The organism is Microbulbifer sp. ABF4_143 (assembly GCF_056160225.1).
The window spans coordinates 1-23,635 of sequence record NZ_JBSWWT010000009.1 but is presented as its reverse complement, the minus strand read 5'-3'; the positions used below and the strand labels follow the sequence as shown (position 1 = coordinate 23,635).

Below are 23,635 nucleotides of genomic sequence, written 5' to 3'. Positions count from 1 at the left end.
GCGGCCATGGGCCGCGATCACAATATCCGCTGGCAATCCACGCTTAAGCCGGAAACAGGTCGTCGATGGAGAGATAGCGCTCGCCGGTGTCGTAGCTGAACACCAGCACTCGGCTGCCGGGGGCGAATTCGTTCTCGCGCTTTTTCACCGCCGCGAGGCTGGCGCCGGAGGAGATGCCGACGAAGATACCCTCCTTCAGCGCGCACTGGCGCGCCATCTCGAAACTCTCCTCCTCGCCCACCAGAATGGTGCCGTCCAGCACCTCTCTGTTCAGTATGTCCGGCACGAAACCCGCACCTATGCCCTGCAGCCGGTGCAGCCCCTTCTCGCCGCCGCTGATCACCGGCGACTTCTCCGGCTCCACCGCGAATACGCTCAGCTTCGGGAAGGCCTCCTTCAGCACCTCGCCGCAGCCGCTGATATGGCCGCCGGTGCCGACGCCGGTAATCAGGTAGTCCAGGCCCTCGGGGAAATCCGCCAGAATCTCCCGCGCGGTCGTCTCCCGGTGCACCTGCATATTAGCCGGGTTGCGGAACTGCTGCGGTATCCAGCTGTTCTCAATCTCGCTGTGCAGCTCTTCCGCCTTCTCGATCGCGCCGGCCATGCCGCGCTCTTTCGGCGTCAGCACCAGCTCCGCGCCCATCGCCTTCATCACCTTGCGCCGCTCCACCGACATGGACTCCGGCATCGTCAGTATCAGGCGGTAGCCCTTCACCGCCGCCACCATCGCCAGGCCGATACCCGTGTTGCCGGAGGTCGGCTCCACGATCACGCCGCCGGGCTTCAACTCGCCACAGGCCTCGGCGGCCTCGATCATCGACAGCGCGATGCGGTCCTTGATACTGCTGCCGGGATTGAAGCGCTCCACCTTCATCCACACCTCGATATCCGGCCGGAACAGGCGGTTGATCCTGACGTGGGGGGTGTTGCCGATGGTCTCGAGAATATTGGCTGCCTTCATGTGCGAAGCTCTCCCTTATTAATTTCGCAATTGATCAAAGACTCTGCGGTTCTGCCGCGACGGAAGATTGCCCCGCCCCGGCGTTTGCCGAATACTGGCCGAAGCTATCCGTTCACCAAACCGAGCAAACCACAAAATCACCACAAGCGCGAGAAAAGCCATGACCACCACAGACAGCCACAACGCCGCAGCGCTGCAACAGGCCGCCAGCCGGCTGCCGCTCGCATTTGCCGCCCTGGCCACCGGCTATATGGCCCTGGACGCCGCCGGGCTGAGCGGCCCCTGGATGGCTTCGCTGAAGGCCGCGCCCATCGCGGTGCTGGCACTGATCGCACTGCGCAGCCTGAACGGCCTGACCCGCACCCTGACTCTGGCCGCGCTGGCCTTTTCCGCCCTCGGCGACCTGCTGCTGGCGCTGGAATTCCCCAACCAGTTCGTCTTCGGCCTCGGCGCCTTCCTGCTGGCGCAGCTGATCTACGCCGGCAACTTCCTGCGCCGCGCCACTCGGCTGGAAGACTGGCGCAACCGCCGCACCCTGCTGCGCGCGCTGCCGCTGCTGCTCGCCGCGCTGCTGCTGGCGCGACTGCTGCTGCCGGCGGCGGGGGAACTGGCCCCGGCGGTGCTGGTCTACCTGCTCGCGATCGTCGCCATGGGCCTCTGCGCCGCCGCGCACCGCGGCGATTCCGCACTGCTGTTCACCGGCGCCGTGACCTTTATGGTCTCCGACACACTGATCGCGCTGAACAAGTTCGTGACCCCGCTGCCGCTGGCCGGCACCGCGATCATGCTGACCTACTACGGCGCCCAGTTGATGCTGCTGTACGGCATAGGCCGCGCGCGGGCATAATGGCCGCGGCGACAGGGAGCGGTCTATGCTGTATTCCCCGAGGCCCCGAACGAGAGGTAACCCGACTCCATGCCCGACTGGCCCACATTCGACTGGCGGGAGATCGACACGGTGCTGCTGGATATGGACGGCACCCTGCTCGACCTGCACTACGACAACCACTTCTGGCTCACCCACCTGCCCAGGCGCTACGCCGAGACCCACGGCCTGCCGCTGGAGCGGGCGCAGCGGCAACTGGACGCGGAGATAGAGGCGCGCCGCGGCACCCTGGAGTGGTACTGCCTGGATTTCTGGAGCCGCGAACTGAAACTGGATATCGCCGCGATACTGCGCGAGATCGAAGACCGCATCGCGCTGCGCCCGCAGACGGAGCCCTTCCTCGCCAAGCTGCGGCAGTTGGAAAAAAACACCCTGCTGGTCACCAACGCCCACCGCCGCGGCCTGCAGCACAAGCTGGAGATCACCGGTATAGACCGCTGGTTCGACGGCATCGTCTCCTCCCACGACTTCGGTCACGCCAAGGAGAGCGTCCACTTCTGGCACGCGCTGCGCGAGGAGACAGACTTCGACCCGGCGCGCACCCTGTTCGTGGACGACAACCAGAGCGTCCTCGCCGCCGCGCGCGACTACGGCATCGCCCACCTGCTGTGTATCCGCCAGCCGGACAGTCTAGGGCCGGTGCGCGAGATCGACGACTTTCCGGCGATTCACCACTTCAATGAGATAATGGCGATTTGATTCAGGACTCGAAAAGAACACCTGAACCAGATGCGAAGGCCCTGATGCCGGGCCGCCCGATTAGCCTTACCCGCAATAGGGATCACCCCCGAAAATAGACTTAATCGCCCCCCAATGGAAAAAGTACGCATCGACAAGTGGCTCTGGGCCGCGCGCTTCTTCAAGACCCGCAGTCTCGCCAAACAGGCGATCGAGGGCGGCAAGGTGCACGCCGACGGCCAGCGGATCAAAGCCAGCAAGGAGATCACCACCGGCATCACCCTCGCCATCCGCCAGGGCTGGGACCTGGTGGAAGTGGAGGTGCTGGCGCTGTCCGACCAGCGCCGCGGCGCCGATATCGCCCGCACCCTGTACCGGGAGACCGAGGCCAGTGTGGCCAGACGCGAGCGGGCGCGCGCCGAGCGCCAGGCCAGCCACGCAGGCCTGCACAGCGAGAGACCCAACAAGAAACAGAGACGCCAGATACACCGCTTCCTGCGCGAACAGGACTGAAAACCGCTGCGCGTGCGCCCGGCGGTGTCCGGCGCTGCCCGCTACGTTTTCCGGCTTCCCCGGCGGCCTGCTAAACTGGCCCCACGCAATTCGAGAACGACGCCGTCCAAGATGAAAAGACTCCTCGCCCTAGCCACCCTGCTCCTGTTCGCCGCCCAGGCCGCCCTCGCCGACAGCCGCGAACACGAACAGCTCAAGCGCTCCATCATCAAGATCTACACCACCGCCGCGGCGCCGGACTACTTCAACCCCTGGGCGCTGCTGAACGCCAAGCAGCTGTCCGGCTCCGGTGCCGTGATCAGCGGCAAGCGCATACTGACCAACGCCCACGTGGTCGCCAACGGCAGCTTTATCCAGGTGCAGCGCCACGGCGACGCGCAGAAATTCCGCGCCCAGGTGCAGTTCGTCTCCCACGAGGCGGACCTGGCGCTGCTGACCGTCGAGGACGACAGCTTCTTCGAGGGCACGCGCCCGCTGGCGCTCGGCGAACTGCCGGAGCTGCAGGAGGAGGTCACCGTGTACGGCTACCCGATCGGCGGCAAGTCCCTGTCCATCACCCGCGGCGTCCTCTCCCGCGTCGAACACCAGTACTACGCCCACGCCGAGAGCTACCTGATGGCCGGACAGATAGACGCCGCCATCAACCCCGGCAACAGCGGCGGCCCGGTTATCTCCAACGGGCGTATCGTCGGCGTCGCGATGCAGACCAACCAGGGCGCCGAGAACCTCGGCTACTTCGTGCCGCCGAGCGTGATACGGCATGTGCTCGAAGACGCGAAAGACGGCGTGCACCAGGGCTTCCCCGAACTCGGCGCGGTGACCCAGAGCCTCGAGAGCCCGGCGATGAAAAAGGCCGCCGGCCTGCGCGAAGGCCAGGACGGCGCGCTGATCGTCAAGGTGTTCCACGACGCCCCGGCCGCCAGCGTGCTGCAGCCCGGCGACGTGCTGCTGGAGGTGGACGGCTACAAGGTGGCCGCCGACCGCACCGTGGAGTGGCGCGAAAACCAGCGCACCAACTACCACTACGCGGTGGACCAGTACCACGTCGGCGACAAGCTGCCGGTACGCTTCTCCCGCAACGGCGAGATCATGAGCGCCGAGATCACCCTGGCGGCGCCGCCGCCGTCGCGCTCCCTGGTCGTGAACGAGCAGTTCGACCAGCGCCCGCGCTACTACATCTACGGCGGCGTGGTGTTCGTGCCGCTGAACATGAACCTGATCAAGCGCTGGGGCAAAAATTGGCACTCCAAGGCACCGATCGACTACCTCTACGCGCGCAACCAGTGGAGCGACGAGCAGCGCCGCGAGCTGGTGGTGGCACTGAAGGTACTGCCCGCCGGCGTCAACCTCGGCTACCACGACTGGAAAAACTGGATCATCGATTCGGTCAACGGCCACCGCGTGGCGGACTTCGACGAGTTCGCACAGCTGATGGAGAGCAACCAGGAGCCCTTCGTGGAGCTGCGCGACCAATCCGGCTACCGCATGGTGCTGGACGCCGCCGCCGCGCGCGAGCAGGAGGCGCTGATACTGCAGACCTACCATATCCCCCAGCGCCACTCCCTCGGCCTGTTCAGTACCCTGGCCAGGGGCGAGGAGAGCGGCGAGTGATGAGGAGAGGCCAATGCGCGTAAAAACCGGGATTGGGGCCGCCGCGCTGATACTGGCGGCGGCGACCGCGGCTGCCGGCGAGCTCTACCGCTGGGTGGACGAGGACGGCAAGGTGCACTTCGGCGACCGCCCGCCGGCACAGGCCAAGGCGGAGAATATCGAGGGCGAGCTGCGCCCGATCAACAGCGCGGATGCCGCGACACCGCGGAAAACCGGCGCCGGCCAGCGCGCGGACAATATCGATCGGGAATATGAGAACCGCCAGCAGCAGCGCCAGTGGCAGCAGCAACAGCGCATGGCGCGCGCCTGCAATGACGCGCGCAGGAAGCTGCGCATGCTGCAGGGCCGCGTGGCGTTTATCGACGACAGCGGCGACGAGATCCGGATGACCGAGCGCGAGCGCCAACGCCTGGCCGCGCAACTGCAGGGGGAGATAGGCCGCGTCTGCGGCTGAGCCGCGCGGCCAGGACCCGTTTCGCCAGACTGCCGGACAGTTGGCCTCTGCTACTACCATTAATGGATATCCGCCTCTAAAATCCCGCGGTTTTTTGGCGCCGAGGCACCCGAATCATGTCCGATCAGCTGGAACGCTTTATTTTCTCAAGCCACGATATCCGCGGTCAGGTGGTGACCCTCACCGAGTCCTACCGCGCCGTACTGGAGAACAACCAGCTGCCGCCGCCGGTGGCACGCCTGCTCGGCGAGTTCCTCGCCGCCGCCTGCCTGCTCTCCACCACACTCAAGTTCGAGGGCCTGCTGGTGCTGCAGGCGCGGGGCGAGGGGGACGTGCCGCTGATCCTGGCCGAGTGCACCCACCACAGCGACCTGCGCGGCATAGCCCGCGTCGCCGAGGGTGCACAGATCGATGACGACGCCAGCCTGCGCGACCTGCTGGGCCCGCGCGGCGTGCTAGCGATCACCGTCGATCCCCGGAGCGGCGAGCGCTACCAGGGTATAGTGCCGCTGGAGAAAGACACCCTGGCCGAGTGCCTGGAGGACTACTTCACCCAGTCGGAGCAGCTCGCCACCCGCTTCTGGCTGGCCTCCAGCCCCGATACCGTGGGCGGCATCATGCTGCAGGTGCTGCCGGGCAACAACGCCGCCTCGGCGGAGGAGAACGAAAACGCCTGGGAAACCGCCCAGCACCTGGCCGGCACTGTCACCGCCGAAGAGCTGCACTCTCTGCCCCACGACCAGCTGCTGCACCGGCTGTTCCACGAGCTCAAACCGATGACGCTGGGCACCGCCAATATCCGCTTCAAGTGCAGCTGCTCGCGGGATCGCAGCGCGCGCGCGCTGGTCGCGCTGGGCCCCGAGGAGGTGTACAAGCTGCTGGAGCAGCAGGGCGGCGAGATAGCCGCCGACTGCCAGTTCTGCAACGCCCAGTACCGCTTCGACCGGGCGCAGGTGGAGACGCTGTTCAGCGCGCCGCCGCCGACGGTGCACTGACCCGACCGGCCGCCGGCGCCCGCTACAGCCCGGGCGCCGCCAAGATCGCCACCGTTAGCCGATTTTCCCGCAAAAATTCACCAAATCAATGTAGTAAAACTACACCATCGAAATCCAGAATGTTTCTGCGCTAAATTTCCATTGACAGCGCTATCATTGAATAAAAAATAACCTTTTTCACTGTCGCGCCATTTTGAAGTTTGCCATAATGCGCCCCCCGAATTTGCCCGGTCGCCGCGCTCCGCGGCGGCCCTTACTATTTTCACTGATCAAACTTCACGGGTAATCGACGAATGGCACAGATCGACGACACCGCGCAGGTTTTCAAGAACCTGGCGCCGGCGCAATTGGTTGAGCAGGCGCTGGCGCGCGGCGAGGGCAAATTGTCCGACACCGGCGCACTGGTAGCCGAGACAGGCGCGCGCACCGGCCGCTCCCCGGCGGACCGCTTTGTGGTAGAGGAGCCCTCCACCGCCGAGAGCATCGACTGGGGCAACGTCAACCGCGCCTTCCCGCAGGACAAGTTCGACGCCCTGTGGGACCGCGTCGAGGACTTCGTCGCCAGCCACGACAGCTTCGTACAGCAGCTGCACGTGGGCCAGGACGAGGACCACTACCTGCCGGTGGTCGTGACCACCCAGACCGCCTGGCACAATCTGTTCGCGCGCAACATGTTTATCCGCGCCGAGAAGTACAACCCGAAGGGCAAGGAGGAGTGGCGCATACTGCACGCGCCCAACTTCGTCTGCGACCCCGAGCGCGACGGCACCAACTCCGACGGCTGCGTGATCATCAACTTCGGCGCGCGCAAGGTGCTGCTGGCGGGCATGCGCTACGCCGGCGAGATGAAGAAGGCCATGTTCTCGGTGCAGAACTTCCTGCTGCCGGAAAAGGACGTGATGCCGATGCACTGCGCCGCCAATGTCGGCAAAGACGGCGACACCTGCCTGTTCTTCGGCCTGTCCGGCACCGGCAAGACCACCCTGTCCGCCGACCCGGAGCGTTACCTGATCGGCGACGACGAGCACGGCTGGGCCAAGGGCGGCGTGTTCAACATGGAGGGCGGCTGCTACGCCAAGACCATCAACCTGAGCCGCGAGAACGAGCCGGTGATCTGGGACGCCATCCGCTTCGGCGCCATCATCGAGAATGTGGTCATCGACGAGGCCGGCACCCCCGATTACAGCGACACCAGCCTGACCGAGAACGGCCGCTGCTCCTACCCGCTGGAGCATGTGCAGATGCGCAAGGTCGAGAACCGCGCCGGCGAGCCGAAGAACGTGATCTTCCTGACCTGTGACGTGTCCGGCGTGCTGCCGCCGGTGGCCATCCTGTCCAAGGAGGCGGCCGCCTACCACTTCCTGTCCGGTTACACCGCGCGCGTCGGCTCCACCGAGCTCGGCGCCGAGGCCGGTATCCACCCGACCTTCTCCACCTGCTTCGGCGCGCCCTTTATGCCGCGCGCACCGCGCGAGTACGCGGACCTGCTGATGAAGCGCATCGAGGACTTCGGCTCCCGCGTCTACCTGGTCAACACCGGCTGGACCGGCGGCTCCGGTGACAACGGCAAGCGCTTCCCGATTCCGGTGACCCGCGCCGTGGTGGCCGCGATCCAGAGCGGCGCCCTGGAAAATGCCGCCACCGAGCACCTGGATATCCTCAACCTGGATATCCCGCTGGAGGTGCCGGGCGTGGACAAGTCCTACCTGAACCCGCGCGAGGCCTGGGCCGACAAGGGCGCCTACGACGAGCAGGCCGGCCAGCTGGCCAAGCTGTTCGCCGAGAACATCGAGAAGTTCAACGTCAGCGACGATATCAAGGCCGCCGGCCCCAGGGCTTAAACCCCGGGATCGCGGAGCTCCGGCTCCGCAAACAGGCCCCGGGGGCGAACACAAGTTCGCCCCTGCGCTAAGCCCCCGCGACGCAAGTCGCGGGGGCTTTCTTTTTTGCGGCTATAGTGAATAAAGAGGCGCCGGCGAACGACACGCCTGCGCCGGGCTTTCCCCGACAGCAGCAGTCGCGAACGCAGTATGTCCGCAGACAACGCCTATTCCCGCTTCCGCACCGGCTACCCCGCGCAACCCCCGGGGCAGCGCGTCAATCACCTTGTGATCGCCGGCGTGGCGACCCTGCTGCTGCTGATCGTCGCCGCGCTGTGGCTCTACCTCTATCTCAAGTCCCTGGAGAAACCCTATATCGAAGTGAAGGGCTACCGGGTGGCCAGCGCGCAGGCCTTCAACAATTTCCTGCGCCGCGGCGGCAACCGCGCCCGCGTCGAAGAACTGACGCTCTTCCTGCGCGAGCAGGGTGTCGGCGACGTGGCCGCGGTGCGCGACCTGCTGCGCCAGGGCACCGACTGGCTCGATATCGACGAGCCACCCTTCGCGATTCCCCCCAGCGACCGCTGGCGCAACATGGTCGCCACCCTCGCGATCCTGCGCGACGAGGTGGAGCCCGCGATCGGACCGGTGGACGTGCTCTCCGCCTACCGCACCGCCAACTACAACCGCAAATCCGGCGGCACCAACGGCAGCAGACACCGCGATTTCTGCGGCCTGGATCTGGTGCCCAAATCCAATATCAGCCGCAAGGAGCTGGTGGAAGAGCTGCGCAGCCTGCACGCGCGCCTGGGCCCCAAGAGCAATTTGGGACTCGGCATCTACAGCGATGTGCGCTTTCACATAGATACCTGCGGCTACCGCATCTGGTGACAGGCGTACGCCTATGGATATTCACGAAAGCGAAGACCACGAATACGTCGACATACACATAGAGCGGCGCCGGGTCATCTGGATATGCGGCCTGGTGCTGGCCGGCATCATTGCGCTGGTGGTGCTGACCATGGACAAGGTGCGCGAACTGGCGGAGCGCATCGTCACCCCGGTGGAGCTGAGGCCGGTGCCGGAAATGCCGGACGTGTACGACATCAAGGGTTACGCCGCTGCCTCGGAAAAGGCCTTCGACCGGTTTCTGAGCAAAGGGGACAACCGCGAACTCTACGCAAAACTGGAAAACTTCCTGCAACTCAACCAGGTGGACAAGGTGGTGCCGCCCTACGAACTGCTGCGCCAGGGCAGCGACTGGCAGGAGATAGACGAGCCGCCCTTCGCGATACCGCCGGAGGAAAACTGGGAGACGATGGTCGACACCCTCAAGGTCCTGCAGGAGGAGATAATCCCGCGCATAGGTCCGGTCGTTGTGCTCTCCGGCTGGCGCACCTCCAGCTACAACGCCAAGGCCGGCGGCTCGCGGCGCAGTAAACATATGCACTTTTGCGGCCTGGATATGGTCCCGAAAAACAAATACACGCGCAAACAGCTGGTGCCGATACTGCGCGATATCCACAAGCGCGTCGGCAAGGAGTGGAATATGGGGCTCGGCATCTACAGCGGTATCCGCTTTCACGTCGACACCTGCGGCTACCGCCGCTGGTAGGGCGCCAGCGGCCACTGGTAAAAAGCACCGCCTTCTGCTTACATAGGGCGCGGACCGGGCGCCCTCAATTCCAAACGCGCCACAACAATAACCGGGGAACCATCGGTGCACGAACAACTGGAAAGACGCTCGTTTATCTTGTCACTGTTGCTGGTCACGCTGGCCTTCACACTGCTGCTGAAACCCTTCTTCACCCCCATCTTCTGGGCCTGTGCCATAGCGCTGATATTTTTCCCGGTCTACCGCAGGCTGATGCGGCGCTTTCCCAAATGGCGCAACCTGATGGCGCTGCTGACACTGCTGCTGTGTATGGTGCTGGTGGTAATTCCGGTACTGCTGGTGGCCAGCTCGTTTATCAACGAGGCGGTCCAGCTCTACCACAAGGCCCAGAGCGGGCAGATCGATATTTCCAAACCCATAGAACAGGTGCGCCAGGCCTTCCCCGGCATCAACGCCCTGCTGGAACGCATCGGCGTCGACCTGGAGCAGCTCAAGGAGCGCCTGCTGGGCGGTCTCATGAGCGCCGGCAGTTTCCTGGCCAAGAACGCGCTGGCCCTGGGGCAGAACACCCTGAACTTTTTCCTGATGCTGGGCCTGATGCTCTACCTGACGTTTTTCCTGATCCGCGACGGGGAGAAACTGGTAGACCTGCTGATCCGCGCGCTGCCGCTCGGCGACGAGCGCGAACATCTGCTGCTGGCGAAATTTGCCGAAGTGACCCGCGCCACCATCAAAGGCAACCTGGTGGTGGCCCTGACCCAGGGCGCCCTGGGCGGGCTGATCTTCTGGATCCTCGGCCTGCCGGCACCACTGCTGTGGGGCGTCGTCATGACCGTGCTGTCGCTGCTGCCCGCGGTCGGCGCGGCCATTATCTGGTTTCCGGCCGCCCTCTACCTCTACGCCGTCGGCGAGCCGATCAAGGCGACGGTACTGATGGTGTACGGCTTCGCCGTGATCAGCCTGGTGGACAACCTGCTGCGACCTATCCTGGTGGGCCGCGATACCAAGCTACCGGACTATATCGTGCTCTTCTCCACCGTCGGCGGCCTGATGATGTTCGGCATCAGCGGCTTCGCCATAGGCCCGCTGCTGGCGGCACTGTTTATCGCCTTCTGGGAAATCTTTATGCGGGAATTTATCCACCCGCCGGAAAAGAGTGTGTCCTAGGGAACCTCTGAATAAGTCCGGAATACCTAGACCTTTCAAGAAGTCGCAACGCAGTGTGTGAATCGCTCTGAAAGCCCCGCAGAGACATTACGGACTTAATCAGAGGTTCCCTGGCAGGTTGTTGAAAAAGTATTTTTCAACAACCTGCCAGGGCCTGCTTATCCCGGCGGCACCACAAGGCCCTGTTTTCGCTTGAGGCGCTGGTTCAGTTCCGAGATCGGCGCCTGATCCACGATCAGGAAACCCTCGTAACTGCGGTCCAGATCCTCGATCAACAGGATCACCAGGGAAAAAGCCAGCGCCAGCGCCAGTGCCACCTGCGGCGATCCCCGCCGGCTGGCGCCCAGCTGGAAACCGATGGCGAACATCGCCAGCGCCGTGAGCGAGTAAAGCGCCGCCCATATCGGCCTCGGAATCTGGTAGCGCAAGCCGACGACCATGCGCGAGGTGTGAAAGTCGATAAGCCGGTTGAGCGGCAGAAAAAAGTCGCGCAACTTGAGCGGATCGTAGCCCTGCGCACTGAGCTCCGCCACCAGGGACCAGAGCGCTTCCTGAATCTCTTCACTGCGCCGCAGGCGCAGGTCAAAGTCGCCTGGATCTTTGGGGTCTATATCCCTGAGCTCGACATACTCGGCCAGCAGCGCCCGCACCCGCTCCCGGTGCTGCGGGTCCAGCAGGTCCGCCCGCAGGTAGGTGGTGGAAATGGTATTGGCCTCTTCGAGCACCAGCGCCTTGCGCGCGGCGAAGCGCTCCGCCGCCATATTGAACGTAAACGCCAACAGGAAGGCCAGCAGCCCCAAGGTCGCGGCCACGGCACTGCCGAGAGAGGCATCGCCAACCCCGCCGCGCCGCGACGCGCGGCGGCCGAAATAGTGGCCCACCGCCAGGGTCACCAGTACCAGCAGTATCGAGATCCAGTAGATCTGGGCGAGGGAAAAGAGGGCAGAGGGGTCTATCTGCGTCATCGGACATTCCGCTAGTTACCGCCAAGTCTGGCCGACACCGCGCGGTTCCGCCAGCCGGGTCCGCTTATGGCTTGCCGGCGGCGGAGCTAGCCTATAAATTCAGGTCAGGTAAAAAGGTAAGGGAGACACCATGAAAAGATTAGCCGCTCTGCTGCTCACCGCCATCGCCAGTCTGCCGCTGATGGCGCTGGAAGTCGGGGCCCCAGCGCCCGACTTTTCCCTGCAGGCCTCGGACGGCAACACCTACCAGCTGTCTGACTTCAAAGGCAAACGGGCGGTCGTCATCGCCTGGTATCCGAAGGCCTTCACCAAGGGCTGCACCATCGAGTGCAAGTCCCTGGCCGAGAAGGGCCACCTGATACGCGAATACGACGTCGCCTATTTCATGGCGAGTACCGACGAGGTGGAGGTCAACGCGCGCTTTGCCGAGGAACAGGACGCCGATTTTCCGCTGCTCAGCGACCCGGGTGGCGAGGTGGCAAAGGCCTATGGTGTGCTGATTCCAGAGAAGAACATAGCGCGCCGTGTCACCATCTATATCGGCAAAGACGGCCGCATCCTGAAAGTCGACCGGGAGATCCACCCGGCCACCAGCGCGGAGGATATAGCGCGGACGCTGGATGAGCTGGGTGTTGCTCGTAAAATCTGAACCGCTAAATACTGAGTCGGGAACACTGCCGTTATAACAGCCCGCAGGCCCGACCCGTCAATCAGCGGAACCTTCAAGCGGCTCGGAGTTGAGAGCAATATCGTAATAGTAGGGGCCAGCCCACCTTACGCGCCGCTTGTAGGATTCGTATCGGTGATTGACGTCCCGGAGATCCCACTCCAATCGTCCGGCAGCATCAATGGCTTGCTCCTGCAAACGCTGCGCCATCTCGAAATCAGACTCTGCCGCAGCTACCGCTGCCTTAGTCTCCAGAATGCGTACGTCATCAAAGTAATCTACGGACTCCGCAGCTACCAGATCCTTCGCCAGCAGCAGGTCTTCTGTCGACGGTTTTTCAGGCCCTGTCACCAGCTCCCAGGCAAGCATCAGCCCGGAGAAATAGTGGCCGTTCATAGAGGCGTTTTTCAACCACCGTATGGCGTGCTCCCGCCGTTCCTCATCCGGCATAGCATCGGCATTGGTTGCGAGATAGCTCTGCGCTTCCGGCAATCCGCCTACCGCCGCAGCACTGATCCACTTCATGCCATTTTCGATATCCGCTTCGCACCCTCGCCCCACAACCATGTTGCGGCCGATTTCGAACTGGGCCTGGGGTATACCTCTCTTCGCGGCCTCCAGGTACCATTTGTTTGCGGTCTGGTATTCCAGATCCACGCCCTTCATATACTTTTTAAAAGAGCGAAATACGCCTAGCCTGAAGGCATAGACATACTGGGCAATCGGATCACCCGCCTCCGCCTTGCCTTTCCATTCGTTCAGTTCGGCAACCAGTTTGCGCTTGTTGCCGACGGGGCCGGCAATGTTAAATGTGACCGCGGTCTTGATACCGCTGGTCGGCTCGGCTAACGCTATCGGTTCGTAGCGGTAGTACAGGGCCGATTCAGCAGCCGCCCGCGAGAATGCGGAACCGCTCGATTGCGACACAGTTACATCCCTGACATGGCCGGCGGGCATTACGGTATATTCCAGAATTACCCGGCCGAATCTGCCCCGCGCAAGTTCTCTGGGGGGATATTTCGGCGGCTTCTTACTGACCGGGATCCGCTCCACGTCGCACTCGTCGTCCGGCAGAAGCGTCGGGCTCAGATCGCCGAGAATCTTCTGTTTGCCGTGGCTATGGAGCAGTTCCTCCAGTCGCGCCCGAGCAGCGGCCTGCTCCTCAGGTGTGAATTTTGAAAAGATGTTACTGGCAGTGTGGGACAGGCCTTCGTCTTCAGTCTGGGATACCGCCAGCTGCATCCACGCCCAGGCCTCAACCGGATCGCGATCGACATATTCGCCCCGGTAGTACATCACGCCGATATTGAACGCCGAGCCATAGTCGCCAATCGCGGCCAGCGCATCAAAACTGCGGTAAGCTTCCGCATATTTCCCCGAACGATAGGCCTCCATGGCCTTGTCAAAATTGGCCTGCACCGGCAGTACTGTGCCGGCGAGCAAAAAAAGTACCCCCAGAAAAATCCGTTTCACAGTGGTCCCCTGCTGTTATTTTCCGCCGAGTCTAACAGACGGGCACGAAACAATCATAACACTGTGCCGCCGAGTGCTTCGGGAGTGGCCAACTCAGTCGACATCGCCGTTCATCCCCAGCTCCTTGAGCTTGCGCGTCAGCGTGTTGCGGCCCCAGCCGAGCAGTTCCGCCGCGTCGCGCTTTCTGCCGGCGGTGTGTTTGAGCGCGATTTCGATCAGCGCGCGCTCGAAGGCCGGCACCGCTTCGCTGAGAATTTCCCGGCGGCCGCTGGCCAGGGCCTGGTCGGCCCAGAGGCGCAGGGCTTTTTGCCAGTCCTGTGGCGCCTCACTGCCGGCGCTTTGCTGGTGCAGTTCCTGGGGCAGGTCTTCGATATGCACTTCGCGGCCGGAGGCCATGACGGTGATCCAGCGGCAGGTGTTTTCCAGCTGGCGCACATTGCCGGGCCAATCGAGGCCGGCCAGGTATTCCTCCGCCTCCCGGGTGAGGATTTTCGGCTCGACGCCGAGATCCTTGGCGGCGGCGTTGAAGAAGTGGCGCACCAGGCGCGGTATGTCCTCGCGGCGGTCGGCCAGGCGCGGGATATGGATGCGGATCACGTTCAGGCGGTGGAACAGGTCCTCGCGGAATTTGTGCTCTTCCACCAGTTTTTCCAGATCCTGGTGGGTGGCGGCGATGATACGCACGTCCACCTTAACCGGCGTGTGGCCGCCGACGCGGTAGAATTCGCCGTCGGCGAGCACGCGCAGCAGGCGCGTCTGGGTCTCCGCCGGCATATCGCCGATTTCGTCCAGGAACAGGGTGCCGCCGTCGGCCTGCTCGAAGCGGCCGGCGCGCTGGGCGCTGGCGCCGGTGAAGGCGCCCTTCTCGTGGCCGAAAAGCTCCGATTCCATCAGGTCTTTCGGAATAGCGGCCATGTTCAGCGCGATAAAGGGTTTGTTCTTGCGCGGGCTGTGGTTGTGCAGCGCCTGCGCCACCAGCTCCTTGCCGGTGCCTGACTCGCCGTTGATCAGCACGGTGATATTCGAGTGGGAGAGGCGGCCGATGGCGCGGAACACCTCCTGCATCGCCGGCGCCTCGCCGATGATCTCCTTGCGCTCCCGGCCGTTTTCCAGCACCACCTGTTCGGCGCCGCTCTGTTCTTTGGCGTGTGCCAGCGCGCGGCGGGTGACCGCAACGGCCTCGTCGACGTCGAACGGCTTGGGCAGGTATTCGAAGGCGCCGCCCTGGTAGGCGGCCACGGCGCTGTCGAGATCCGAGTGCGCGGTCATGATAATGATCGGCAGCGCGGGGCGCTCGGCCTGGAAGCGGGCCAGCAGCTTGAAGCCGTCGGTGCCGGGCATGCGGATATCGCTGATCACCACGTCGGGCGAGTCGCTGTAGAAGTCGTCCAGCGCGCGGTCGCCGCTCTCGTAGCACCTGGTCTCGATACCCGCCTGAGTCAGCGCGCGCTCCAGAACCCAGCGGATCGACCGGTCGTCGTCAATTATCCAAACGCGATTGCTCATACTCGTACTTCCGCTCGTCAGTTGTTCGTAGGCGCTCTACGCCTCGGAGAGGGGCAGGTAGATCTGGAAGACGCTCTGCCCCGGGCGGCTGTCGCATTTGATCAGGCCGCGGTGCTGATTGATGATGTTCTGCGAGATGGACAGGCCGAGGCCGGAGCCCTCGGCGCGCCCGGAAATCATCGGGAAGAAGATCCGGTCGCGGATCTCCTCGGGGATGCCGGGGCCGTTGTCCTCTATTTCGATGCGGCACACCAGCGGGCAGTGGCGCCGGCCGATGGTGAACTGGCGCTGGATGCGGGTGCGCAGCACAAGCTCGCCGGCGGCCAGGCCGATGCTCTCGTCGATGGCCTGCATGGCGTTGCGGGCGATGTTCAACAGCGCCTGAATCAGCTGTTCGGCATCGCCGGGGACTTCCGGAATCGAAGGGTCGTAGTCGCGGCGGATCTTCAGTGCGCCGTCGCACTCGGCGTCGACCAGCTGCGCCACCCGCTCGAGTATCTCGTGCACATTGGTGGGCTTGAGCTGTACCGGCACGCGCGGCCCCAGCAGGCGATCGACCAGGTTCCGCAGGCGGTCCGCCTCGTCGATGATGATCTGTGTGTATTCGGCCAGCGCCGCGTCCGGCAGTTCGCGCTGCAGCAGCTGCGCCGCGCCGCGAATGCCGCCGAGAGGGTTTTTCACCTCGTGGGCCATGCCGCGCACCAGGTTGCGGGTGGTTTCCTGGGCGCTGATCAGCGCGTCCTCGCGCGCGATGCACAGCAGCCGGTCCATGGACTGCACCTCGAGCAGCAGCAGGCCCAACTCCGGCACCGGGCTCACCGAGTAGTCCACGGTGCGCGTCTCCAGGTTGTGCAGCCGCCAGCTGGCGCGGCGCACAGTGTATTTCTCGCCGCTGGCCAGGGCGCGGCGCATCGCGTTCTGCGCGGCCGCGGATTCGCGCACCACCTCCTCCAGCGGCTGGCCGCTGACCCGCGCGCTGGACGCGGCGAGCAGATCCTCGGCGGCGGAGTTCAGATAGCAGAGCAGCAGGCTGTCATCCAGCACCAGCACGGCGGAGTTGAGGCTGTCGAGCAGCTGGCGCAACTGGCGGTCGTTGAGCATGTCGGTTTCCGGTTTGTTCGAGTGCACAGGGCGCCGCGCGGTGCGGGCGCCGTGCCACTTTTCATTCAGTGCAAGAAGTAAACCAAAATGGCGCGCCCCGGTGCCGGCGGCGCCGTTTGGCTGCACTGGCGGATAGGCGCGGGGCGCGGCGCACCGCCGATCGCCCATAAGCGCACCATTATGGTGCGCCGATCAAAAAAACGCCAGAAATGGGAGGGGAGCGGAGAGGGGGCGGGCCGCACAGCGGCCCCCGGGATCAGCGCCGCCGCTGCTGTTGTTGCGGCTGGGCCTGGGGCAGGCCCGGCGCCACCGGCGCCTTGGGCGCCTGCTTGGCCCGGGGCGCGGCTATATCCGGCACAGTGCCGCCGGGGCGCTTCACGTAGATGGTGATGACCTGGGACCGGGCCAGCACTTCGCCGCCGGCGCCGACCAGCGCCGCCTGCACGCTGTGGCTGCCGCGCTCCAGCGCGGAGATATCCAGGCTGTCGCCGGAGGAGCCGCCGCGCCAGGGCTGGCCGTCGATGACCGCGTAAAACTGCGCGCCCTCCGGGTATTCCGGCGTCACCGCGACCTGCAGCGCGATAAAGCGCTGCCCGGGGGGAATGGTGGCGCCGTCCTGGGGGCTGACGATGCGGATATCCACCGGACCCGCGTATCCATCGCCGTCGCGGCTCTGGCTGCGGTCCCGCGGCGACAGCTTGCGCGTGGGCAGCGGGCGCGGCAGGGCGATGGGCTGCACGTTGGTCGGGGCCAGCTCCACCTTTTCCGTTTTCTCCCCCGGCAGCGGCTTGTCGCTGAACACCACCTGCCCGTCCGGGCCCACGGTCTTGTAGATGGCGCTGCCGCTCTGTTGCGGTTCGTCCATACCGTCGCCGCCGGCCAGGGTGGTCAACGGGGCGGTCAGCAACAGTGCCAAGAGCAATTTGCGCGCTTTCATCGGTCCTCGATTGCGGCCGGCGGCCGCTCCTACAGGGTGGAGAAGGGTGGAGAAGGGTGGAGAAATCCCGGATCCCGCTCAGTTTAAGGCTAGTGTACCCGGAATAAAAAAACCCGCACCAGGCCGGTGCGGGTTTTCGCGGCTGCCGTGCGCTTCCGGGTTCAGCGGAAGCGGCTGCGGCCTTACACCGAGTAGTACATATCGAATTCGACCGGGTGGGTGGTCATCTGCAGGCGCTCGACCTCGGCGCGCTTCAGTTCGATATAGGCGTCGATGGCGTCGTCGGTGAAGACGCCGCCCTCGGTCAGGAAGGCGCGATCCTGATCCAGCGCGTCCAGGGCCTGCTCCAGGCTGGAGGCGACGGTCGGGTACTCGGCCAGCTCTTCCGGCGGCAGGTCGTACAGGTCCTTGTCCGCGGCGTCGCCGGGGTGGATCTTGTTCTTGACGCCGTCGAGACCGGCCATCAGCAGCGCGGCGAAGGCCAGGTAGGGGTTGGCGGTCGGATCCGGGAAGCGGGTCTCGATGCGCTTGCCCTTCGGGCTCGGCACGAACGGAATGCGGATGGACGCGGAGCGGTTGCGCGCGGAGTAGGCCAGGATCACCGGCGCCTCGAAGCCCGGTACCAGGCGCTTGTAGGAGTTGGTGGAGGCGTTACAGATGGCGTTCAGCGCACGCGCGTGCTTGATGATGCCGCCGATGTAGTAGAGGGCGGTCTCGGACAGGCCCGCGTAGGCGTCGCCGGCGAACTGGTTGACGCCGTCCTTGCTGAAGGACTGATGCACGTGCATGCCGGAGCCGTTGTCGCCCACCAGCGGCTTGGGCATAAAGGTGGCGGTCTTGCCGTAGGCGTGGGCCACGTTGTGCACCGCGTACTTCAGGATCTGTACCTCGTCCGCCTTCTTGGTCAGGGTGTTGGCGCCGACGCCGATCTCACACTGGCCGGCGGTGCCCACTTCGTGGTGGTGTACTTCCACCTTCAGGCCCATCTGCTCCATCGCGGAACACATGGCGGCGCGCACGTCGTGCAGGGAGTCCACCGGCGGCACCGGGAAGTAGCCGCCTTTTACGCCCGGGCGGTGGCCGATATTGCCCTCGGCAAAGCTCTGGCCGGAGGACCAGGCCGCCTCCTCGGAGTTGATCTTGTAGAAGGCGCCGCCCATCTCCGCGCCCCAGGTGATGTCGTCGAACACGAAGAACTCGGGCTCCGGGCCGAACAGCGCGGTGTCGCCGAGACCGGTGGACTTCAGGTACTCCTCGGCGCGCAGCGCGATGGAGCGCGGGTCGCGCTCGTAGCCCTGGCCGGTGATCGGATCGACGATGTTACAGCGCACTATCACGGTGCTCTCGTCGGTGAAGGGATCCAGGAAGGCGGTGTCGTCGTCCGGCATCAGGATCATGTCGGACTCGTTGATGCCCTTCCAGCCGGCGATGGAGGAGCCGTCGAACATCTTGCCCTCTTCGAAGAACTCGCCGTCAATTTCCGACGCCGGAATGGATACGTGCTGTTCTTTGCCTTTGGTGTCGGTGAAGCGCAGGTCTACCCACTTGGCCTCACTCTCTTTGATCAAACCGAGCGTTTTCGCTGACATTGCAGTCCTCCAGGTCTCAAAAAGTAATTTATCGCTATGCCGCCGATCGGCATTCACTCCCTACCTGGCGTGTAACAAAGCAAGGAGTGTGCCAAATTGGGGCAGGTGCGCCGCCACGGCGGTTGCGGCGGTCGGCGGGACAACTGGGGGCAGGATAGAGGCTAAGGCGCCGCCCGGCCACCGGCTTTTGCACCAAAATGACGCGCTTTTGGCCGACAGTGCACGAATGCGGTGCGCGACCAACTTTTCGCCAGCTAGTTTATAATGCCGCACCTTCAATTCACCGCGGTATCCACAGGTTCCCATGCACTTCGTCGTCAAGTTCTTTCCCGAGATCACCATCAAGAGCAATCCGGTGCGCAAGCGCATGTCGCGCCAGCTCAAAGACAACCTGCAGCGACTGCTGAAACCGCTGGACGACCGCATCCAGGTGCGCAAGGACTGGGAGAAGATAGACGTGATAGCCCCGGACGCGGTGGCCCACCTGGGCGAGCGCATCGAGGAGGTGCTGGCCCACACCCCGGGTATCGCCAACTTCTCCCGCGTGCGCCAGTTCCCCCTCGGCGATCTGCACGACATCTACGAGAAGACGCTGTCCGTCTGGGGCGAGGCGCTGGCCGGCAAGACCTTCTGCGTGCGCGTGAAGCGCACCGGCGAGCACCCGTTCAAATCCCTGGACGTGGAGCAGTATGTGGGCGGCGGCCTGAACACCAACACCCAAGCCGCCGGCGTAAAACTGAAAGACCCGGACATCACCGTGAAGCTGGAGATTCGCCACGACAAGCTCAACGTGGTGGAGCAGCAGACCCCGGGCCTCGGCGGCTTCCCGCTCGGCACCCAGGACCCGGTGCTGTCGCTGGTGTCCGGCGGCTTCGACTCCACCGTGGCCAGCTACCTGACGATGAAGCGCGGCATCCGCACGCACTTCCTGTTCTTCAACCTGGGCGGGCGCCAGCACGAACTGGGTGTGAAAGAGGTGGCCTTCTACCTGTGGAACAAGTACGGCGCCTCCCACCGGGTGCGCTTCGTCACCGTGCCCTTCGACGAGGTGGTGGCGGAGATCCTCGAGAATGTCGACGACTCCTATATGGGTGTGATCTTAAAGCGCATGATGCTGCGCGCCGGCTCGGTGATCGCGAAGGAGCTCGACGTGGACGCGCTGGTCACCGGCGAGGCCATAGCCCAGGTGTCCAGCCAGACGCTGAAGAACCTGTCGGTGATCGACAGCGTCACCGACACCCTGGTGCTGCGCCCGCTGATCACCAGCGACAAGACCGACATCATCCGCACAGCGCGGGAAATCGGCACCGAGGACTTCGCCGCGAATATGCCCGAGTACTGCGGCGTGATATCGGTAAAGCCGACCACGCGCGCGAAGATCGACAAGGTGGAGTCGGAGGAGAACCGCTTCGACTTCACGGTCCTCGACCGCGCCATCGGCAACCGCGTACTGCAGAATATCGACGAGGTCATGGAGGATGTGCGCGGCGAGACGCCGGAAGTGGAAGTCGTCAGCGAGCCCCACGGCGCCGTGGTGCTGGATATCCGCCACCCGGACGAGGAGGAACTGGACCCGCTGGAACTGCCCGGCACCGAGGTGGAGACGATCCCCTTCTACCGCCTCAGCAACGCCTTCAAGAAGCTGGACAAGGACCGCCACTACCTCCTCTACTGTAAGCGCGGCGTTATGAGCAAGCTGCACGCGTCGCACCTGCTGGACGAGGGCTACCGCAATGTGGGCGTCTTCCGGCCGGAAGTAGAGGCGGAGAAGAAGCCCGCGCACAAGCCCTGACCCCATAGTTGCGCCCAGCTCCGCGGGAAAAAATTCCTCTCAGGGCGCGCCGCACCAGTTTCCGGGCCGCTTAGCGGCCCCTTTTCTACGCTTTTGTTCCCGCTTCTACCGGCCGCCTGTCGGCGCGGACAGTTTTTGATCAACTTTTACCCAATTCCCGCTCCCATTTGTTCCGCATCGCCTCTATAATCGCCGCCTTTGGCCGGACCCCCGCTGTAAACCAGCTCCCCGCCCCACACCATTTCACGCGTTAAGCCCAGAGGCCCCCAGTGATAGAGAAGTTGCGCAATATTGCGATCATCGCCCACGTAGACCACGGCAAGACCACCCTGGTCGACAAGCTGCTGCAGCAGTCCGGCACCCTAGACCGCCGCGACGCCGGCGCCGAGCGGGTGATGGATTCCAACGACCAGGAGCGTGAGCGCGGCATCACCATCCTGGCCAAGAACACCGCCATCCGCTGGAACGACTACCGCATCAATATCGTCGACACCCCCGGGCACGCCGACTTCGGCGGCGAGGTGGAGCGGGTGCTGTCCATGGTGGACTCGGTGCTTCTGCTGGTGGACGCGGTGGACGGCCCCATGCCGCAGACCCGCTTCGTGACCCAGAAGGCCTTCGAACAGGGCCTGAACCCGATCGTCGTGATCAACAAGATCGACCGCCCCGGCGCGCGCCCGGACTGGGTCATGGATCAGGTGTTCGACCTGTTCGACAGCCTCAGCGCCACCGACGAGCAGCTGGACTTCCCGGTGGTCTACGCCTCCGCCCTGAACGGCATCGCCGGCCTCGACGACACCGATATGGCCGAGGACATGACGCCGCTGTTCCAGATGATCGTCGACAAGGTGGCGCCGCCGCAGGTGGACCTGAACGGCCCCTTCCAGATGCAGATCTCGGCGCTGGACTACAACAGCTACGTCGGCGTCATCGGCGTCGGCCGCATCACCCGCGGCACCCTGAAACCGAACCAGCCGGTGGTGGTACTCGACCGCGAGGGCAAATCGCGCAAGGCCAAGGTGCTGCAGGTGATGGGCTACCTGGGCCTGGAGCGGATGGAAGTGGAACAGGCCAGCGCCGGCGATATCGTCTGCATCACCGGCGTCGGCGAGCTGAACATCTCCGACACCCTGTGCGACCCGGACAAGCCCGAGGCGCTGCCGGCCCTGACCGTGGACGAACCCACCGTCAGCATGACCTTCCAGGTCAACGACTCCCCCTTCGCCGGCCAGGACGGCAAGTTCGTGACCTCGCGCAATATCAAGGAGCGCCTGGAACAGGAGCTGATCCACAACGTGGCCCTGCGCGTGGAGCAGGGGGACTCCCCGGACAAATTCAAGGTCTCCGGCCGCGGCGAGCTGCACCTCTCCGTGCTGATTGAAACCATGCGCCGCGAGGGCTTCGAGCTGGGCGTATCCCGCCCCGAGGTGGTGCAGAAGGAAGTCGATGGCGAGATACACGAACCCTACGAGCAGGTGGTGATCGACGTCGAGGACCAGCACCAGGGCGCGATCATGGAAGAGCTGGGCCTGCGCAAGGCGGAGCTGACCAATATGGAGCCGGACGGCAAGGGCCGCGTGCGACTGACCTTTATCGTGCCGTCGCGCGGCATGATCGGCTTCCGCTCCCAGTTCCTGACCCTGACCAGCGGCTCCGGCATCATGACCAGCATCTTCGACCACTACGGCCCGGTCAAGGCCGGCGACGTGGCCAAGCGGGTCAACGGCGTGCTGGTCTCCATGGTCAACGGCAAGACCCTGGCCTACGCCCTCTACGCGCTGCAGGACCGCGGCCGCCTGTTCCTCGGCCACGGCGAGGACATCTACGAGGGCCAGATAGTGGGCATTCACTCCCGCGGCAACGACCTGGTGGTGAACCCCACCAAGGCCAAGCAGCTGACCAACATCCGCGCCGCCGGTACCGACGAGGCCCTGACCCTGAGCCCGCCGATCCGCCACACCCTGGAACAGGCGCTGGAGTTTATCGAGGACGACGAACTGGTCGAGGTCACACCGAACCATATCCGCCTGCGCAAGAAGATCCTACAGGAGAATATGCGCAAGCGGGCGAAGAAGTAGTTTTCCGCTGCCGGTACATCAAAGGGCCCGATTGGGCCCTTTTTTGTTTCTTGGTTTCAAGTAATAAGTGCAATTCTTTCACGCCGCCAGATGGGGCGGCCTACGCTGCTTATGCGCGTAGCGCATAGCGCAGGCCGTCCCGCGGAGGCGCGCAGCGCCGGAGCGTACAGCCTGGCCTTGTTAAATGGCTTCATGGTCGACGCCAGTTCTCTACCGCGAGCCTAGCCGCCTTCCAATTTGAAAAACCTATAATCCCCCGATCGTCAATAAAGTTTTTATAGTTTCCTTCGAAATCTCGCTTTAAACTTTCTAGCAAAGATTGAAAACTTTCTCTGGCCTGAATCACTTCAATTTCATTCAGCTCTACAGTTGAATGACAGGATGCAAATCCTTTTTCTAAACTTACTGTTAGAAATAGACGACCATCACAAGCCTCATAAAGAATATGATCATAGCTCTTCAAAGATAGAACTTTTAGTCTTTCAGGCTCAATCATGGCTTAGCTTACTTCATCATTTAACGCCCTAATAACCGGCATCCGGAGCGTAGCGCAGGCTGTCCGGCGCGCATCATTCGCGCGTGAAGTACATTAGATTGTTGAACGAAGCCGCTTCGCGGCAGAGTAAAAATTCCGACAGCTAAGCTCTTCTCAGTCCAATCCCGGGCTGCAACTCAAAGGAGCTTTTCATGACACCCAAAGAGCAACGCCGTTTCGACACCCTCTACCAGCGCCATCTGCGCACCCTCAAACTGCAAGGGTTAAGCAACAGAACCATCGACTCCTATGCCCGCGCCGTACGGCGCCTCTCTTCACACTTTGACGCCTG

21 protein-coding genes are annotated in these 23,635 nt (G+C 63.8%); 13 read left to right on the top strand and 8 right to left on the bottom strand.

Annotation, left to right across the window (positions count from 1 at the left end; all coding sequences use genetic code 11):
* Positions 1-43: 43 nt before the first annotated feature.
* A complete protein-coding gene (gene cysK, locus ACXAF3_RS08795) occupies positions 44-961 on the bottom strand; it encodes a cysteine synthase A (RefSeq protein WP_475111923.1) in 918 nt (305 codons plus the stop codon).
* 160 nt (positions 962-1,121) lie between these two features.
* Here cysK and ACXAF3_RS08790 point away from each other — a divergent pair, with 160 nt between their 5' ends.
* The 10 genes from ACXAF3_RS08790 to ACXAF3_RS08745 all read left to right on the top strand — a co-directional run bounded on the left by ACXAF3_RS08790 (position 1,122) and on the right by ACXAF3_RS08745 (position 10,700).
* On the top strand, positions 1,122-1,808 hold the full coding sequence (locus tag ACXAF3_RS08790; RefSeq protein ID WP_475111922.1) for a lysoplasmalogenase: 687 nt from the start codon (positions 1,122-1,124) through the stop codon (positions 1,806-1,808).
* Positions 1,809-1,877: 69 nt separating this feature from the next.
* Positions 1,878-2,546: a GMP/IMP nucleotidase gene (gene yrfG, locus ACXAF3_RS08785; RefSeq protein ID WP_475111921.1), complete on the top strand. Its 669-nt coding sequence runs from the start codon at positions 1,878-1,880 to the stop codon at positions 2,544-2,546.
* 114 nt (positions 2,547-2,660) lie between these two features.
* Positions 2,661-3,038 carry an RNA-binding S4 domain-containing protein gene (locus tag ACXAF3_RS08780; protein ID WP_475111920.1) on the top strand — a complete coding sequence of 126 codons (378 nt, stop codon included), beginning with the start codon at positions 2,661-2,663 and terminating at the stop codon, positions 3,036-3,038.
* A 111-nt stretch (positions 3,039-3,149) separates the two neighbouring features.
* On the top strand, positions 3,150-4,649 hold the full coding sequence (locus ACXAF3_RS08775; RefSeq protein ID WP_475111919.1) for a S1C family serine protease: 1,500 nt from the start codon (positions 3,150-3,152) through the stop codon (positions 4,647-4,649).
* Positions 4,650-4,662: 13 nt separating this feature from the next.
* Positions 4,663-5,103: a DUF4124 domain-containing protein gene (locus tag ACXAF3_RS08770; protein ID WP_475111918.1), complete on the top strand. Its 441-nt coding sequence runs from the start codon at positions 4,663-4,665 to the stop codon at positions 5,101-5,103.
* A 116-nt stretch (positions 5,104-5,219) separates the two neighbouring features.
* Positions 5,220-6,098 carry an Hsp33 family molecular chaperone HslO gene (gene hslO / locus ACXAF3_RS08765; RefSeq protein ID WP_475111917.1) on the top strand — a complete coding sequence of 293 codons (879 nt, stop codon included), beginning with the start codon at positions 5,220-5,222 and terminating at the stop codon, positions 6,096-6,098.
* Positions 6,099-6,391: 293 nt separating this feature from the next.
* Positions 6,392-7,939, top strand: coding sequence for a phosphoenolpyruvate carboxykinase (locus ACXAF3_RS08760; protein WP_475111916.1), 1,548 nt, complete (start codon positions 6,392-6,394; stop codon positions 7,937-7,939).
* A 189-nt stretch (positions 7,940-8,128) separates the two neighbouring features.
* On the top strand, positions 8,129-8,809 hold the full coding sequence (locus ACXAF3_RS08755) for a D-Ala-D-Ala carboxypeptidase family metallohydrolase (RefSeq protein ID WP_475111915.1): 681 nt from the start codon (positions 8,129-8,131) through the stop codon (positions 8,807-8,809).
* A 13-nt stretch (positions 8,810-8,822) separates the two neighbouring features.
* Positions 8,823-9,533 carry a D-Ala-D-Ala carboxypeptidase family metallohydrolase gene (locus ACXAF3_RS08750; protein WP_475111914.1) on the top strand — a complete coding sequence of 237 codons (711 nt, stop codon included), beginning with the start codon at positions 8,823-8,825 and terminating at the stop codon, positions 9,531-9,533.
* A 105-nt stretch (positions 9,534-9,638) separates the two neighbouring features.
* Positions 9,639-10,700, top strand: a complete 1,062-nt coding sequence (locus ACXAF3_RS08745) for an AI-2E family transporter (protein ID WP_475111913.1) — start codon at positions 9,639-9,641, stop codon at positions 10,698-10,700.
* Positions 10,701-10,858: 158 nt separating this feature from the next.
* Here the strand turns inward: ACXAF3_RS08745 and ACXAF3_RS08740 are convergent, their stop codons facing one another.
* Positions 10,859-11,665 carry a bestrophin-like domain gene (locus ACXAF3_RS08740; protein ID WP_475111912.1) on the bottom strand — a complete coding sequence of 269 codons (807 nt, stop codon included), beginning with the start codon at positions 11,663-11,665 and terminating at the stop codon, positions 10,859-10,861.
* Between the two features lie 130 nt (positions 11,666-11,795).
* Here ACXAF3_RS08740 and ACXAF3_RS08735 point away from each other — a divergent pair, with 130 nt between their 5' ends.
* Positions 11,796-12,314 (top strand): peroxiredoxin family protein, encoded by a 519-nt coding sequence (locus tag ACXAF3_RS08735; protein WP_475111911.1) that lies wholly within the window; start codon positions 11,796-11,798, stop codon positions 12,312-12,314.
* A gap of 57 nt (positions 12,315-12,371) precedes the next feature.
* Here ACXAF3_RS08735 and ACXAF3_RS08730 read toward each other — a convergent pair whose 3' ends face one another.
* From ACXAF3_RS08730 to glnA, 5 genes are all read right to left on the bottom strand, one after another.
* Positions 12,372-13,805 carry a TonB family protein gene (locus ACXAF3_RS08730; protein WP_475111910.1) on the bottom strand — a complete coding sequence of 478 codons (1,434 nt, stop codon included), beginning with the start codon at positions 13,803-13,805 and terminating at the stop codon, positions 12,372-12,374.
* Positions 13,806-13,898: 93 nt separating this feature from the next.
* The gene (gene ntrC, locus ACXAF3_RS08725) at positions 13,899-15,311 is read right to left on the bottom strand and encodes a nitrogen regulation protein NR(I) (protein ID WP_475111909.1); all 1,413 of its coding nucleotides are present in this window, start codon (positions 15,309-15,311) and stop codon (positions 13,899-13,901) included.
* Between the two features lie 36 nt (positions 15,312-15,347).
* Positions 15,348-16,412 (bottom strand): nitrogen regulation protein NR(II), encoded by a 1,065-nt coding sequence (gene glnL / locus ACXAF3_RS08720; RefSeq protein WP_475112047.1) that lies wholly within the window; start codon positions 16,410-16,412, stop codon positions 15,348-15,350.
* 256 nt (positions 16,413-16,668) lie between these two features.
* Positions 16,669-17,349, bottom strand: a complete 681-nt coding sequence (locus tag ACXAF3_RS08715; protein WP_475111908.1) for a DUF4124 domain-containing protein — start codon at positions 17,347-17,349, stop codon at positions 16,669-16,671.
* Positions 17,350-17,531: 182 nt separating this feature from the next.
* Positions 17,532-18,938, bottom strand: coding sequence for a glutamate--ammonia ligase (gene glnA, locus ACXAF3_RS08710; RefSeq protein WP_475111907.1), 1,407 nt, complete (start codon positions 18,936-18,938; stop codon positions 17,532-17,534).
* 304 nt (positions 18,939-19,242) lie between these two features.
* Here glnA and thiI point away from each other — a divergent pair, with 304 nt between their 5' ends.
* Both thiI and typA read left to right on the top strand, forming a co-directional pair.
* On the top strand, positions 19,243-20,730 hold the full coding sequence (gene thiI, locus ACXAF3_RS08705) for a tRNA uracil 4-sulfurtransferase ThiI (protein WP_475111906.1): 1,488 nt from the start codon (positions 19,243-19,245) through the stop codon (positions 20,728-20,730).
* A gap of 269 nt (positions 20,731-20,999) precedes the next feature.
* Entirely contained in the window at positions 21,000-22,808 is a 1,809-nt protein-coding gene (gene typA / locus ACXAF3_RS08700; protein ID WP_475111905.1) for a translational GTPase TypA, read from the top strand.
* Positions 22,809-22,998: 190 nt separating this feature from the next.
* Here typA and ACXAF3_RS08695 read toward each other — a convergent pair whose 3' ends face one another.
* Positions 22,999-23,304, bottom strand: coding sequence for a hypothetical protein (locus ACXAF3_RS08695; RefSeq protein ID WP_475111904.1), 306 nt, complete (start codon positions 23,302-23,304; stop codon positions 22,999-23,001).
* Positions 23,305-23,635 lie beyond the last annotated feature (331 nt).

Excerpts from the sequence above, each read along its gene's own strand:
- glnA (WP_475111907.1), bottom strand. The coding sequence starts at position 18,938 with ATGTCAGCGAAAACGCTCGGTTTGATCAAAGAGAGTGAGGCCAAGTGG.
- ACXAF3_RS08755 (WP_475111915.1), top strand. The coding sequence starts at position 8,129 with ATGTCCGCAGACAACGCCTATTCCCGCTTCCGCACCGGCTACCCCGCG.
- ACXAF3_RS08770 (WP_475111918.1), top strand. The coding sequence starts at position 4,663 with ATGCGCGTAAAAACCGGGATTGGGGCCGCCGCGCTGATACTGGCGGCG.
- thiI (WP_475111906.1), top strand. The coding sequence starts at position 19,243 with ATGCACTTCGTCGTCAAGTTCTTTCCCGAGATCACCATCAAGAGCAAT.
- ACXAF3_RS08750 (WP_475111914.1), top strand. The coding sequence starts at position 8,823 with ATGGATATTCACGAAAGCGAAGACCACGAATACGTCGACATACACATA.
- hslO (WP_475111917.1), top strand. The coding sequence starts at position 5,220 with ATGTCCGATCAGCTGGAACGCTTTATTTTCTCAAGCCACGATATCCGC.
- yrfG (WP_475111921.1), top strand. The coding sequence starts at position 1,878 with ATGCCCGACTGGCCCACATTCGACTGGCGGGAGATCGACACGGTGCTG.
- ntrC (WP_475111909.1), bottom strand. The coding sequence starts at position 15,311 with ATGAGCAATCGCGTTTGGATAATTGACGACGACCGGTCGATCCGCTGG.
- ACXAF3_RS08790 (WP_475111922.1), top strand. The coding sequence starts at position 1,122 with ATGACCACCACAGACAGCCACAACGCCGCAGCGCTGCAACAGGCCGCC.
- cysK (WP_475111923.1), bottom strand. The coding sequence starts at position 961 with ATGAAGGCAGCCAATATTCTCGAGACCATCGGCAACACCCCCCACGTC.
- ACXAF3_RS08715 (WP_475111908.1), bottom strand. The coding sequence starts at position 17,349 with ATGAAAGCGCGCAAATTGCTCTTGGCACTGTTGCTGACCGCCCCGTTG.
- ACXAF3_RS08695 (WP_475111904.1), bottom strand. The coding sequence starts at position 23,304 with ATGATTGAGCCTGAAAGACTAAAAGTTCTATCTTTGAAGAGCTATGAT.
- ACXAF3_RS08735 (WP_475111911.1), top strand. The coding sequence starts at position 11,796 with ATGAAAAGATTAGCCGCTCTGCTGCTCACCGCCATCGCCAGTCTGCCG.
- ACXAF3_RS08775 (WP_475111919.1), top strand. The coding sequence starts at position 3,150 with ATGAAAAGACTCCTCGCCCTAGCCACCCTGCTCCTGTTCGCCGCCCAG.
- ACXAF3_RS08740 (WP_475111912.1), bottom strand. The coding sequence starts at position 11,665 with ATGACGCAGATAGACCCCTCTGCCCTCTTTTCCCTCGCCCAGATCTAC.
- ACXAF3_RS08760 (WP_475111916.1), top strand. The coding sequence starts at position 6,392 with ATGGCACAGATCGACGACACCGCGCAGGTTTTCAAGAACCTGGCGCCG.
- ACXAF3_RS08780 (WP_475111920.1), top strand. The coding sequence starts at position 2,661 with ATGGAAAAAGTACGCATCGACAAGTGGCTCTGGGCCGCGCGCTTCTTC.
- glnL (WP_475112047.1), bottom strand. The coding sequence starts at position 16,412 with ATGCTCAACGACCGCCAGTTGCGCCAGCTGCTCGACAGCCTCAACTCC.